This is a genomic window from Halorussus salinisoli (assembly GCA_005239435.1).
Lineage (GTDB): Archaea > Halobacteriota > Halobacteria > Halobacteriales > Haladaptataceae > Halorussus > Halorussus salinisoli.
Map to the genome: position 1 here is coordinate 747,954 of SZNP01000004.1, position 13,300 is coordinate 761,253.

11 protein-coding genes and 5 pseudogenes are annotated in these 13,300 nt (G+C 60.6%); 7 read left to right on the top strand and 9 right to left on the bottom strand.

Annotated features, from left to right (window positions below):
- Window positions 1-169: 169 nt before the first annotated feature.
- Window positions 170-283 (bottom strand): annotated as a pseudogene (locus E2484_RS26135) (DUF2267 domain-containing protein); the annotation flags it as partial.
- A gap of 99 nt (window positions 284-382) precedes the next feature.
- Between E2484_RS26135 and E2484_RS14740 the strand changes: the two are divergent.
- Window positions 383-1,276 carry a universal stress protein gene (locus E2484_RS14740; protein ID WP_137285921.1) on the top strand — a complete coding sequence of 298 codons (894 nt, stop codon included), beginning with the start codon at window positions 383-385 and terminating at the stop codon, window positions 1,274-1,276.
- A gap of 136 nt (window positions 1,277-1,412) precedes the next feature.
- Here the strand turns inward: E2484_RS14740 and E2484_RS14745 are convergent, their stop codons facing one another.
- Entirely contained in the window at window positions 1,413-1,829 is a 417-nt protein-coding gene (locus E2484_RS14745; protein ID WP_321112490.1) for a universal stress protein, read from the bottom strand.
- Between the two features lie 203 nt (window positions 1,830-2,032).
- Between E2484_RS14745 and E2484_RS25050 the strand changes: the two genes are divergently transcribed.
- The 3 genes from E2484_RS25050 (at window position 2,033) to E2484_RS14755 (ending at window position 5,943) form a co-directional block, all read left to right on the top strand.
- Entirely contained in the window at window positions 2,033-2,206 is a 174-nt protein-coding gene (locus tag E2484_RS25050) for a hypothetical protein (protein WP_170977316.1), read from the top strand.
- A gap of 1 nt (window position 2,207) precedes the next feature.
- Window positions 2,208-3,197, top strand: a complete 990-nt coding sequence (locus tag E2484_RS14750) for a sodium:calcium antiporter (protein ID WP_137285393.1) — start codon at window positions 2,208-2,210, stop codon at window positions 3,195-3,197.
- A gap of 154 nt (window positions 3,198-3,351) precedes the next feature.
- The gene (locus E2484_RS14755) at window positions 3,352-5,943 is read left to right on the top strand and encodes a calcium-translocating P-type ATPase, PMCA-type (RefSeq protein ID WP_137285394.1); all 2,592 of its coding nucleotides are present in this window, start codon (window positions 3,352-3,354) and stop codon (window positions 5,941-5,943) included.
- Between the two features lie 147 nt (window positions 5,944-6,090).
- Here E2484_RS14755 and E2484_RS14760 read toward each other — a convergent pair whose 3' ends face one another.
- The 5 genes and pseudogenes from E2484_RS14760 to E2484_RS14775 form a co-directional block, all read right to left on the bottom strand.
- A complete protein-coding gene (locus tag E2484_RS14760) occupies window positions 6,091-6,819 on the bottom strand; it encodes a meso-2,3-butanediol dehydrogenase (RefSeq protein ID WP_137285395.1) in 729 nt (242 codons plus the stop codon).
- A 120-nt stretch (window positions 6,820-6,939) separates the two neighbouring features.
- Window positions 6,940-7,143 (bottom strand): annotated as a pseudogene (locus E2484_RS26140) (DUF2267 domain-containing protein); the annotation flags it as partial.
- Window positions 7,120-7,587, bottom strand: a pseudogene (locus E2484_RS26145) (hypothetical protein); the annotation flags it as partial. The pseudogenes E2484_RS26140 and E2484_RS26145, both read right to left, overlap by 24 nt.
- Window positions 7,588-7,822: 235 nt before the next feature.
- Complete coding sequence (locus E2484_RS14770) at window positions 7,823-8,839, bottom strand: haloacid dehalogenase-like hydrolase (protein ID WP_137285396.1); 1,017 nt, start codon at window positions 8,837-8,839, stop codon at window positions 7,823-7,825.
- Window positions 8,840-8,897: 58 nt separating this feature from the next.
- Window positions 8,898-9,269, bottom strand: a complete 372-nt coding sequence (locus E2484_RS14775; protein WP_137285397.1) for a cyclophilin-like fold protein — start codon at window positions 9,267-9,269, stop codon at window positions 8,898-8,900.
- 207 nt (window positions 9,270-9,476) lie between these two features.
- On the opposite strand from E2484_RS14775, the gene E2484_RS14780 reads away from it, so the two are divergent.
- Entirely contained in the window at window positions 9,477-10,628 is a 1,152-nt protein-coding gene (locus tag E2484_RS14780) for an MFS transporter (RefSeq protein ID WP_321112498.1), read from the top strand.
- Window positions 10,629-10,986: 358 nt separating this feature from the next.
- On the opposite strand, the gene E2484_RS14785 is transcribed toward E2484_RS14780, so the two are convergent.
- Both E2484_RS14785 and E2484_RS26150 read right to left on the bottom strand, forming a co-directional pair.
- A complete protein-coding gene (locus tag E2484_RS14785; RefSeq protein WP_137285399.1) occupies window positions 10,987-12,222 on the bottom strand; it encodes a GAF domain-containing sensor histidine kinase in 1,236 nt (411 codons plus the stop codon).
- A pseudogene (locus E2484_RS26150) lies at window positions 12,141-12,485 on the bottom strand (ATP-binding protein); the annotation flags it as partial. The pseudogene E2484_RS26150 and the gene E2484_RS14785, both read right to left, overlap by 82 nt.
- Window positions 12,486-12,724: 239 nt before the next feature.
- On the opposite strand from E2484_RS26150, the gene tnpA reads away from it, so the two are divergent.
- Entirely contained in the window at window positions 12,725-13,105 is a 381-nt protein-coding gene (tnpA, locus tag E2484_RS14795; protein ID WP_137285400.1) for an IS200/IS605 family transposase, read from the top strand.
- Window positions 13,102-13,300, top strand: a pseudogene (locus E2484_RS14800) (IS200/IS605 family transposon protein TnpB); the annotation flags it as partial. The gene tnpA and the pseudogene E2484_RS14800, both read left to right, overlap by 4 nt.

Below are 13,300 nucleotides of genomic sequence, written 5' to 3' on the forward strand. Positions count from 1 at the left end.
GGTTGTCTTGTGTATCTTTCGCGTTGGTGATTAGGTTTCTGACTCTATTATCGAATTACTGTCGTATATCGTCGTCGCACGTCACAATTGATGTTCGCACAGATGACAGAACCGGGTTGCCGAGAGGACTGGATGGACGAGCTTGTTTCCGAAGCGGTAACCGCACCCCGGGCATTCGCTGGCCTAGGGATATCAGCGTCGCCCGGATCGCGCGAACCGCTTCGCCGGTTCCCGGGAGTTCGAGACGGTGCTGTACCCCGCCAGTGATGTTATCGAGATTCATGAATTGCTCCGTGAACTACGGGACAAGCTCGTAACATCTCGCCCGTCGAAATCACTCTGCCAAACGATGAAGAGAGTAGCCTCCCAAATAGAACCCAGAATGTATGACCGGATTGTGATCGCTGTGGACGGGAGCAGCGAAGCGAAGCGAGCAGCACGACGTGGTCTCCAACTCGCTCAGGTCTTCGACGCGACCGTCAACGTGCTTTCTGTCGTCGAACGAAAAGCACTCCGACTCACAGAAACGTCCGACGAGAAAACCCAGCTACGAGAACGTGGTGAGGAGACCCTCACAGAAATCGAGAACCTTGCGTCAGAACTCGGCCATCCTGTTACCACGAAACTGACCGAAGGAAGGCCCGCTGTCCAAATTAGCGAGTATGCGAACGAGCAGGACGCAGACCTCATCGTCATCGGGAGACAGGGATTGACCGGACTCGGTCGGCGTCTCTTGGGCGGCGTTACCGAGCAGGTCCTCCATCGAAGCGACATCCCCGTGTTCGTCGTCTCAGGCGGGGACGACGATGGTGAGATAGAGGCCGATTATTCACGAATCCTTATTACGACGGATGGCAGCGAAAACGCCGAAGTGGCGATTCCCCATGGAACAGCCATCGCGCAGCGCTATGGTTCAGACGTGCACGTTTTGAACGTCGTGGATCTTCAGGCCGCAGGTGGCATGTTCAACGCGGGGGGTCTCGAAAAAGAGTTCCTCGAACGGCTCAACGCGAGAGGGCAAGAGGCCATTGACAGCGTTGCAAACAAAATCGAGGAATCTGCCCCCGATCTGACTGTGGAGACTGCCGTCGAACGGACGGCGTCGTTCGAGGGGGCCGCTGCCGGTGTCCGTGAGTACATCGAGGAAAACGAGGTCGATCTCGTCATAGTGGGATCTCACGGCCGATCGGATCTCAAGCGTCAACTTATCGGAAGTGTCGCCTCAACCGTGCTTCGGACAGTTGACGTTCCAGTACTGGTCGTAAAACGCTCGTGACGCACTCTATTTGGTTCTGGTGTCGCCCTGTATAGGACAGATTTCATGTTCTCACAGTCAACCACGCGGTTTCGTCCGCAACGCCGTAGAGTACGCTTGCTTCTATTTTCGCAAGGGGCCTATTTCAGCACGCCAATTATGGTATGATAGTGGACGGGACTTCGGCAGCACGAACGACGGTCTCTGCGGCGCTTCCAATGAGCACACGACCGATCCGACCAGTTCCATGGTGGCCCATAATGACGTGGTCGTATTCCCGCTCTTCAACAAGACGCAGGATGTCCTTTCCGACACGATTAGCGTAGCCAGGCTCCGACAGCCGGAGACTCGTGACGATTTCCGGCTCGTCTTTGAGGCCAGCATCGGCTACAACTTCTTCAGCTCGTTTGAGGACTTCACTCGTTTCCTTTCCCTGATAGTCCGTGATGTGTACGACGTGAAGCGTTCCCTCGTATCGTCGTACGAATTCAGTAGCAAACTCTAATGCACGGAAGCTACAGTCCGACCCATCTACCGGACGAGGACGTCCATGGGACTCTCTACTTGGTATCAATCATTAAATGTACTCGTATTTTGTGGCTTGGTAGTTTTCCTACAACCAACGATACAGGCATCATTTGACTGAGATGACTAGCCGAGTCCAAGTCATTCAGTTGAGGCTGGAGACTAACGGGAACTACGAGTACGAGGGACACAGCAAATCATGGAGGACGATAGATACGTTTTTCTTGGTGTCGGCCGACCTGTCGCCCACGCATGTCCGAGGCTGAAACCTGCGAGCGCCACGCCTGGGCGTCTGTCGGCGTAGTGACCCGGGATGGATCAGTCTACAGGATCTGGGAGTGCGAGAATTGTCCGGTCTGGACCGCGGAGCAGTTCGACCCCGACTACGAACGACAATGGGACGATACCTGGCTGGCCGAGCGCTGACATGCCGGTCTCGGGTGAGTTGGTGTCCCTGGTCTCTATCGGCGCGGTTGCGCTGTACACCCTCGTGACTGCGGCGAGTCGTGCGATCGACCGGCTGCTGGCGCTCGCCGAGTACTACGATGTCGACGAGGTACTCGTCGGAATGACCATTCTCGCCGTGGGAACGAGCTTGCCGGAGATAAGTTCCCATTTCATCGCATCACTGGGAATCCTCTCCGGGACTCTGGATTACCAGACTACGTCCGCCGTCGTCATCGGCGGTAACACCGGCTCTTCGACCGTCCAGCAGCTTCTTCTTGTCGGAATCCTCCTCATCGGGTACGGCAGTCTCGACCTCACCGGAACGTTCGTCCGCGAGATCTACCTGCCTATGCTAGGCGTGTTCGTCGTGACGATAGTTCTCGCCTGGGATGGAACTATCAGCCGGCTGGACGGGGTCCTGTTCCTAGCTCTCTACCTCGTGTATGTCGGGGCAAGTGTCACCCGTCGGGAGCGGACGCAGACGCTTCGAGAACCGCCGAGCGTCAATCCTCGCAGAGATGCGGTCGTCGCAATAGGTCTGCTCGTCCTGGTTCTGCTCTCTGCATCGCTCATGCTGTCGGTCCTCGAGGGGGTCATCGACATGCTTGCTCTCGGTGGGTCAATGGTCGGAATCGTGACCATCGGCGTGGCCGCCGCGCTGCCAGAGTTGACGGCCGTGATGGACGCTATCCGTCGGCGGTCACCAAACGTCGCGCTCGGAACACTCGTCGGGAGCAACATCGTCAACCCCCTCGTCGGCATCGGCATCGGTGGCGCAATCTCCACCTACTACGTCCCATCGGCCGTCATCCTCTGGGACCTCCCGTTCAAACTCGTGACTGGTGCTGGGTTGCTCGGGTGGACGCTGTACGTGAAAGACGGAGAACTCACGCGGACGGAGGGAGGCTATCTGTTGGGATTGTATTTCGTATTCGTGGTCGGGCGCCTGCTGTTGTTCCCAGGGCAGTAGTCCGCCACCAACTGCTGTGGCTTACCCGGGTCGGTACTCGCGCTTCAAACCAACGTTCCCGACAGGTAATGATAGTTCAAGCTCGTTCGTCGACGATACTGTCGGCAGAGTCTCTCCGACAATTCCCAAGTGTGACGGGAGTGAACATCCGGTAATGAACGACCGCCCGCACAGCCGTTCGGCCGAAGCGGTTCTGGAGGCCCACGATACCTCCAGGGAGGGACTCACTTCAGGGGAGGCCCAGCAACGGCTCGCGGAATACGGCGAGAACGAGGTCGTTCAGGCCAGCGAGCGAACGCCGGTAGCGATCTTCGTTGCGCAGTTCAACAGCGTGCTCATCTGGGTTCTGGTGGCGGCAGCTGTGCTCTCGGCCTGGGCCGGCCACACCGTCGATGCCGTTCTTATCGTCGTCATCGTCGTCGTGAACGGTGTCTTCGGATTTGTCCAGGATTACCGCGCCGAGCAGAGTCTCGAAGCGCTCCGTGAAATGACTGCGCCAACGGCGACCGTCCGCCGGGACGGAACGACTATCGAGATTGACGCGACCGAACTCGTTCCCGGCGACGTGATCGAACTGGAGAGTGGCGACGTCGTCCCCGCGGACGGACGGCTACTCGAAGATATCGACCTCGAAGTTGATGAGGCGGCACTCACCGGCGAGAGTGCGCCAGTCTTGAAGTCGCCCGAACCAGTCGATTCCGATACACCACTCGCCGAGCGTGAGAGCATGGTATTCAATAGCACGAATGTCACGCGCGGCAGGGCAGTCGCCGTTGTCACTGCGACCGGGATGGACACAGAGGTCGGTTCGATTGCACGAGAGCTTGCGGCTACTGAAGAGACACAGACACCGCTCCAGGAGGAACTGGACGAGCTCGGCCGTCGGCTCGGTCTCGGTGTGTTCGCACTCGCCGCGCTCGTAATCCCGCTGTTGCTGGTTCAGGACACGCCACCCGTAGAAGCGGGGCTCACCGCGGTGTCGCTGGCCGTCGCCGCCATCCCCGAGGGACTGCCGGCCGTGGTGACGCTGACCCTCGCACTGGGAGTGCGGACGATGGCCGAGGAGAACGCGCTCGTTCGCCGCCTTCCCGCCGTCGAGGCACTCGGCTCGGTAGATGTCATCTGCACCGACAAAACCGGGACGCTCACCGAGGGACAGATGACCATCAGCCGGGTGTGGGTAAACGACGCTGTCGTCGAACTCGCCGAAACTGCCGGTGAACCCCCGTCCGACCGCATCGACCTCCTGTTGCGGGCTGGAGCGCTCTGCAACGACGCCACCGCCGAGGAGGGCGATCCGACCGAGCAGGCGCTGGTCGAGGCGGCCGAAGATCACGGAATTGACGTCGAGGCTCTCCGCGAGGAGCACCCCCGAACCGACGAGTTTCCGTTCTCTTCCGAGCAGAAGTGGATGGGAACCGTCCACGGCGACGCAGGGTACGTCAAGGGCGCCCCGGAGGTCGTCCTCTCGAAGTCCTCTCGCGTGTTCACCGACGACGGACCGACCGATCTCACCCCGGAGGCAGCCGACCGCGTCCACGAACAAGTCCGGACGTTCGCCGACGAGGCCCTCCGCGTGCTCGCGATCGCCTACACGGAGGACCCGGAGAACTTGGAGGACGACCTGGTGTTCGTCGGACTCGTCGGGATGATCGACCCGCCACGAACGGAGGTCGCCGACGCTCTCGCGGCGACCGAGCGGGCCGGGATCGACGTGAAGATGATCACCGGCGACAACGTCCGCACGGCCGCCGCTATCGCGGGGTCGCTCGGAATGGAACAGGAGGTGATAGAGGGGCGTGAGCTTGACCAGCTGGACGACGAGGAGCTGTCAGAACGGGTCGAGGAGGTCAACGTGTTCGCTCGTACGTCTCCCGAACACAAAGTGCGCATCTTGCAGGCGCTCAAGGAGAACGGCCACGTCGTCGCAATGACGGGTGACGGCGTCAATGACGCGCCAGCGCTGAAGAACGCTGACGTCGGGGTCGCAATGGGCGTCCGAGGGACCGACGTGGCCAAACACGCAAGCGATATGGTCCTGCTGGACGACAACTACGCCACCATCGAGCGGGCAATCGAACGCGGTCGAGCCATCTTCGACAACCTCTGGAAGTTCGTCGCCTTCCTGCTTAGTGCGAACGTGGCGGAAGTCGCGCTCGTCTTTCTCGCGTCGCTGTACGGCTATCTCGTGCTCCCGGCGGTCCAACTGCTGTGGATCAATCTGCTCACCGACGGGTTGCCCGCGCTGGCGCTGGGTGCGGACCCGCAGAGCGGCGACGTGATGGAGCGACCGCCGCGCGATCCCGACAGGGGCATTATCGGACGTCCCATGCTCGGACTCATCGGGGGTGCCGGGACAGTATCGACCGTGCTCATGCTCGGGTTGATGTTCTATGTGCTCAGTGGAGCGGCCGCGATTACGCCGTACGCGATGACGATGGTGTTCACGGGCTTCGTCTTCCTCGAGTTCGAGAAACTGTACGTCATCCGCTGGCTCCGCGAAACCCCGACGTTCTCGAATCGGTGGCTCGCACTCGCGGTTGGGCTGTCGATTTTACTACAGCTTGGCGTATTGTATACCCCGGTCAATCAACACTTCGGAACAGTACCACTTGAGCTCGAAGACTGGGGAATCATTGGCGCTGTACTCGTCATCGGCCTCCCCGCATACCTCGCCATCGGTTCTACAATCAAACGATATCTCCCCTCGACGAGATCTCCGGTGAAGACTCCCCCTGAGGAATAAGAAAGCCAGTGGTAGACCTCGAGTTCAGTTGGGAATCGGAGTTCATTATACTCGCATACGTCCGGTTTCCAATTGCCCTCGTAATTGCAGGTGAGAACCCACAGAGAATGACTTGAACCACGACGAAATAGCTATTCGGGCTGCCCGTCACTGTGCTGTCCACCCACCGTCGACGGGGATGTTCGCGCCTGTGATATACGAGGCCTCGTCGGAGACGAGGAACATTGCCAGGCCAGCGATCTCTTCTGGTTGTGCTACCCGTCCCATCGGTGTCTGGCCGTGGACGTATTCGTAGAACTCCTCCTGGCCGAAGGCGGGTTCGGTCATCGGCGTGTCGACGAATCCCGGACAAATGCTGTTAACTCGCACGTTCTGTTTGGCGTAATCGACAGCGACCGACCGCGTGAAGTTGACGATGCCGCCTTTGGCCGTCGCATAGGCAGTCGCTCCCGGGCCAGCAACGAGCCCGTAGATTGATGCGATGTTGACGATGCTCCCCTCGGACTCCTTCAGGTGTGGCATCGCTGCCCGCGTCCCGTGCATGACGCCGTTCAGATTGATCCGCATCACGTCGTGCCAGTCGTCGAGCGACATCTCCTCGACCGTCCCGACGCGGCCAATCCCCGCGTTGTTCACCATCACATCCAACTGGTCGTACTTCTCGACGGTTGCCTCGACGAGCGCTTCGACCTGCTCGTACTCTGCGACGTCACATTGGGTGAAGTCACAACCGAGTTCCTCGGCCGCTTCTTCTCCTGCATCAGCCGACCGATTTGCGATAACGACCTCGGCACCGTACTCTTTGTACTTCGCAGCAGTTGCTTTGCCGATCCCTGTCGATCCGCCAGTAACGATTGCGACCTTGTTATCAAGCATGGAAGCCATCCACAATACTCTTTCCGACGTCTAAAACATCGGGATGAGTTTCAGGAGTGTGGTATTCCTTGAGAAATCGGTCATTCTGTGTGCTCGGATGACACCACCGATTCGCCGAGATCACTCGGACGGATCTTCCGCACCAGCCTCGCTTTCGGCGTCGGGTTGCGGATCTCCCCCGGTCTGTTTCTCCTGCGCCTCGCCCCAGCCACCGGCGTCGGTTACCTCGAACAACTTCCCCCAATCCGCGTCGTCTTCGCTTTCCGGGAGCTGGTCCCGTAACTGCCAGAAATCGGATTCCGGTACTACTGTACTAACGAAATCGAACGAGTAGATGACCGACGTCGGAAGTCCGGCTTCCGCGATACTCGGCGGTGTCTTTCCCGCGAAGGTCGCTGGGAGGATTTCCGAGAGCCACAGCGATGCGATTAGTACGGCCAATAACAGATGGAACCCGACGTGTATCCGGACCGAAGTTTCCCTGATTGATTACTTGAGTGCATCTGCGTCTAGTCGAACCATTCCGCCGACGAACGTGAACAGCGTTAACCAGAGCAATGTGGTGTATACCAGATACAGCCCGTTGAATGCGGTCATAAACGCGTAGGACGCGTAGGTGTAGAGCAGATACCCCGTCACCCCGAGCCAGACGACGTATCCCCGGAGCGACCCGCGAACGGCAAAGTACAACGACGCGGCCAGGGCGGGGACGGCAACCACGAGCGTCAGCAAGTCTTGGCCGTAAACCTGTGGAAGGAGCACCGCCGCTCTGCATAGAGAAAGACGAAATCGAAGAGGCGATCGACGTCCTAGATACTGCACTCGAAACGACGTTTCACGGAAGTATCGATTCATGAGAATTACGAGGTACTGTCGGCGTTTGTGCGGGAACCCTTCGCGAGTGCTGGCTGACCGGCGAGGCAACTGACGTTGTGAACGCGTTCCCGAACATCCCTTTGGACTCGGGAGGCGTCGCACTCGTTAGGGGCGCAATCCCAACCTCCTACTCGTCCTGGTCGAGCGCGATGCCGACCGCCCCGAGTGCAGTCCGTAACGCCCGCTCGAACGTCGTTTCGTGCGGGACGTGCACGGCGTTTCGCGCCGGGGTGAGCTGGCTACGGAGGTCGGCTTCTGAGTCGGGAACCGGCACCGCGTCGAGGCCTAGCTGTCGCCGTGAGAGATTGCTTTGCCCGTCGACCGCGAGAAAGAGGTTCGCGTCGCGCGCCATCGCCACGTCCACCGGGGCGTCGCCAGCCGCCACAATGTACGTCCAGCCGTGGGCAGCCCGCAGGCGTTCGACTGTCTGCCCTTTGTCGACGCGGTCGAAATTGCCGGTGTACCGCTCCGACCGCACATCATAGGCGGTCCCGATTACTTGCGCGGCACCACTCACTTGCCGCGCGTACGCGGTCGCAATGTGTTCGGGGCCATCGGTGACCAGATAGAGGTCGGTGTCGTCGTGCCGTGCCAGCCGGTCGAGGGTCGTACGGAGCTGCGCATCGACGGGACAACGGGATGCGACCACCTCGGCCACCGCGTCCGCCACGTCGGCCCGCCGTTTGCCGCGGAGGAGGGCGCCGTACGCCTCGAGGACGGTCGCTCGCATCGCCTGGTAGTCGCCCATGTCCGAGGCGGGCAGTGTTCGCGACGCGGTCTGGCCCTCGCGTCCGGTCGGGCGGTCCGCCTGGTGTCGAGCAAGCGTCGTAAGAATTGTCTCTGACAGGTGGTCAGCCCCGGCGACGCGCAGGGCATCGAGGCCCGTCAGGACGCCCTGCCATTTGGCTGTCGCCGCGAGGCCACCGTGGTAGTCGGCGACGGCCGTCAGCGCGGTGCGGCGGTAGCGTCGCTCTCTGGGCGAGAGCGTGATGCTGTCGGCGTACGGGAGGAACGCGAGCGTCTCGATGAAGACGGACCCAGACCGGTAGACGGTGCCGTCGATGTCGAGACAAACGCCGATGCGATCACCTGCCTCGTACGCGAGCGGATCACGATCGTCTGCGGGCTCCTCTGTGACAGTCATGACGGCCCTCTACTGGGATGGGAGAGCGGTACGGAGTCGGTCATACTCGCGGACATGGTCACGCAGCTTCGACCCGGACATACGCCTCGCCGGCAACGCCTTCGAGCGGGCTGGGATCCTCGAGTTCGGCCACCACGGTCACCGGCGAGGCGGCGCGGGGCTGGTCGTCGGTGCTCGCGGGCGTCGGGCCCCAGAACAGGCACAGGGCGTTCCCAGGGGGCCAGTATGCGACTGCGCCGACCGGAACGGTCTCGCGGGCGTTCTCGGCGGGCATGTCAACTGGGACCGAGAAGTACAGTTCGTCGCCCCAGCGCGTTGCGTCACCCGCGACCGGCAGGGCGGCCGCGAGTGCGTCGCGTGTGGCCGGTGCGTCGTCGGTCCACGAGGCAGTGCACGTGACATCACCGACCGCGATCCGGAGGTCTGCCATGATCGTGCAGACGCCACAGGCACCCGTAAAGGTACTGCGGACGCGACTGGCGCGCAGTTCCGTGTTCCGATGGCGCGTGGCCGTGTCCGGTGCGCCGGTTCCGGATTCCCATGCTTCTTATCGTACAGCGCCGAGCATAGAGACACAGTGCGTTCACTCGGGGCGGTCCGAAGCGGAGCGGCCGAGACACAGACCGGAGCGCTGGCCGTGATCGCATTCGGCTGGTTTCTCACCCTCGGACTACGGTTCGTGCTCCCTGCAATTTTGCCCTCTATCAAAGTGGCGTTCGCGATCAATAACGCGACCGCCGGGCTTGCCATCACGGTCATCTGGGCGGGCTACGCGATCATGCAGTTTCCGGCCGGCGTACTCGTCGACCGGCTCGGCGAACGCAGGCTCCTGAGTGTGAGCCTCGTACTCGCCGGGGGCAGTCTCGGAGCCATCAGCGGGGCGCCGGTCTTCTCTGTGTTCGTGGTTGCCGCCGGGCTGTTCGGGTTGGGAACCGGCTTGTTCGGCACGTCCCGCGGTATCGCGCTCTCGAATCTCTTTTCGCCGAATCCGGGACGCGCGTTCGGTATCACGCTCGCCGCTGGGAGCGTTGGCTCGGCCGCCCTCCCGTTTCTCGCCAGCGTTCTCACTCTCGAGATCGGATGGCGGTTGACTGTCGGGCTGTCGGTGCCGTTGTTTCTCGCCACGGGCGTCGGAACATGGTGGGTGATGCCAGCGGCGACGGCAGATGCCGACGGCGAGCCCGAGTACTCGCACCACCGCATACTTGGTCCGCTTCGAGTCGCACTCGCTGACCGCGCAATCGGAATTGGTGTCGTCGGCCTGACACTGATGCTGTTCACATTCCAAGCGCTGACGGCGTTTCTGCCGACGTATCTGGTGCAGGAGAAGGGACTCTCCCAGCAAATGGCGGGGGCCCTCTTTGCGGTGCTGTTCGTCGCTGGCGCTGGCTTCCAATTGGTGGGCGGCAGCGCAGCGGATCGAGTCGGGACGCGGGCCGTCCTTGTCGGCGTCGCGTTCGTCGGCATCTTCACGCTCGCCGCGCTGCCGGTCGTTCACGGCGTCCCGGCGCTCGTCGGCTTGCTTGTCGTGCTGGCCTCGCGGCTCGCAGTCGCCCCGGTGGCAAACGCATACGTCCTTGAGGCCCTGCCTGACGAGAGGATGGGGGCCGTCTGGGGGCTCCTGCGAACAGGCTTCTTCTTGGTGAGTTCGACCGGGGCTGTCGTCGTGGGGGTCCTCTCGGATCGCGGCCTGTTCGACGAAGCATTCTTCCTCTTGGCGGGAGTGACTGCCGTGGCGACCGCATTGTTCGTGTATTTGCCGAAGCGCCCCGGCAGGGAGCCGACGTAGACGGCCTGCGCCCGTTGCAAGGTGTCTCTCTACAGTTGGCGGAAGAGGACCGACGTCCGATTTGTGCTCGGACGTCGCCTGTAGCACTCACCGCCGACGTCTGACCCGCGTGAACTACCCCGCCCTACTCGCTCGCTTGCGCTCGCTCCTTGAGGAAGGGGGATTAGCGCCTGTAAATTCAGCTAACACATGCCCGATGTGCGGAGCAACTGAGATCAGCCGGTACGAGATTTGTTGACCTCACCGAATCCTTTCTCAGTCCTATCCCAAATAGCAGAAAGACAGAAGTCTGCTAGTATATTCTCTTTCTCCACTCGAAGGATGTTCAATCCGTTGTACGTGCGAATCAAGCTGTTTATTACACGAAATCGACGCTCTCGAACTCGAATCTGGCCCCACCAGTCGAACCCTCGGACAACGAACACGACCAGTCGTACACGTCCGCTAATTCCTGTACGAACGCCAACCCCAGTCCGGTGCCACCCGCTTCAGCAGCCGTCGTGAATCCGATGTCGAACACGTCTTCTCGGTCGTCTGCCGGAATCCCGGTTCCATCGTCCGCGACGTAGAATCCTTCAGGGAGGTCTCCGATCGTGATGGTCACGTCACTCCCGCCGTGCTCGACTGCATTCTCGAACAGATTCTCGAGGAGATGCCGAATATATGTTTCCTCGGCCTGTAGGACACGGTCGGTATTCACTACCAGCCGCGCGTCGGGGGCGTTCACCTGCATCCACACCTCGTGGGCGACATCCGCGAGGACAACGGCGTCGTTCTCACCGATAGCGTCCCGACCACGGGCTAATACCAATAGAACGTCGACCATATCCTCGATGCGGTCGAATGCCTCCTGAACGTGCGTGACGGCGTCCGTCTCCGAATCCTCCGGGAGTTGCTCGCTGTAGATCTGGCCGATCGTGACGGGGTTGCGGAGTTCGTGGGCAAGCATACTCGCGAACGCGTCCAAGCGTTCGTTCTGCGCCGCCAGTTCGTCTTCGCGCTGCCGTCGCCGGATCTCGGTGAACAGGATGTTGGCGACGCTCCGGATGAACTCGACGTCGTCGTCGGTATATTCTTCGACGGTCGTCGTGTGGACGCCAAGAATCCCCCACGGATCGTCGGGCGTCCCGATGATGGTGCTGATACCGCTTTTGACGCCGTGCGAAGTGAGCAACGCTGGCCCAGTGAACCGGTCTTCGGACGGGAGGTCGGTAACGACCACGGGTTCCTCTTCGAGGAGAGTGTACCCTGCCTGCGAGTTCCGTTCCGTCTCGACCGTCGCCGTCCCGACGATGCCGTCACGCCACCCCACGCCGTTCCGGAGCAGCAGTTCGTCATGGTCTGGCCGGAGTTCCAAGATCTTGCAGTAGTCGTGATTGAGCGTGTTTGCCACGCGTTCGACCGTCTTGTCAAACAAGTCGTCGAGTGGGTGGTCGTCCAGCGCCAACTGGGCGATCTCCGCCAACACGCGCTGTTGCTGGGTGGAGTTCGGGGCCCTCTCGTCGGCGCGGACTACCGGGTCGATGTGGTTCTCACGTGGGAATAGATCATGGAGGATACCAGCGATTTGATTGTGAAGCATAGGAACGTGCATACTGATTCTCCGTAGGCGGCACCCTGAGAAAGGGTTTTTGCAAAGTTGGCGAACGAGTCAGGTACGCTACGAATCGTCGTCAACATTCTTAAACTCAACCTGTGCCCACCAGTGTCGCTCTCTGTCACCTGGCATGTCCACCCGTACACGTCCGCGAGTGCGTCGACGAACGCTAGTCCGACCTCCGTGCCGCCGGTATCGGTGACAGTCGTATATCTGGCCTTGAAGACCCTATCCCGCTCGCCCGCCGGAATCCCACTCCTGTCGTCGGCGACATAGGAATTTCTGCGTTTCTAGTCACCGGACGACCACGATGGGGAGCACCCCGACAAGTATCAGTAGCAAGACACTGGCCGTCTGCTCAATTTACGAAAAATTCGAGGCGAAAGCCTCGCCCTTCAGGGCGGGGATGAAGCCGACCAACAGTATTCAACCGCCGACGATGGCACAGACGGGGTTCCAACGCAATCTATAAGGCATCCGACCGTGATAGTATGCATAGATGGTAAAGAGTACTCGTCACGCGAAATACGAACTCTACTACCACATAGTGTTCGTGCCGAAGTATCGGCGTTCGCGCCTGACGGGGAAGACGAAGGAACGTCTCGAAGCCATCTTCGAGGAAATCTGTGACGACAAAGACCTCGAACTGGCCGAGTCCGAGGTCATGCCCGACCACGTACACCTGTTCATCGGGAGTCCACCGAAGAACGCTCCGTCACTCATCGTCAACTGGGTCAAGGGCATCTCGGCGCGAAAGTATAACCAGCGGTATGACGACCGCGTGAAGTGGACTCGTTCGTACTACGTCGGAACAGCGGGAAGCACCTCGAAGGACGCTGTCGAACGCTACATTGCTGAACAGGAAGGTGGCGACGAATGAAGCGCGTCAACCCCTTCGAGGTGATCCCACAGACCGAGAACGACAAAGAGTGCCTCCTACGGCTACTTGACGCCTCCGCCTCGCTGTGGAACGAACTGACCTACGAACGTCGTCACAACTACTTCGGTGACGGCGACGTGTGGGACACTTCCGAGTACCGTGGACAGTACAACGGTGTCGTCGGAAGCGCGACTG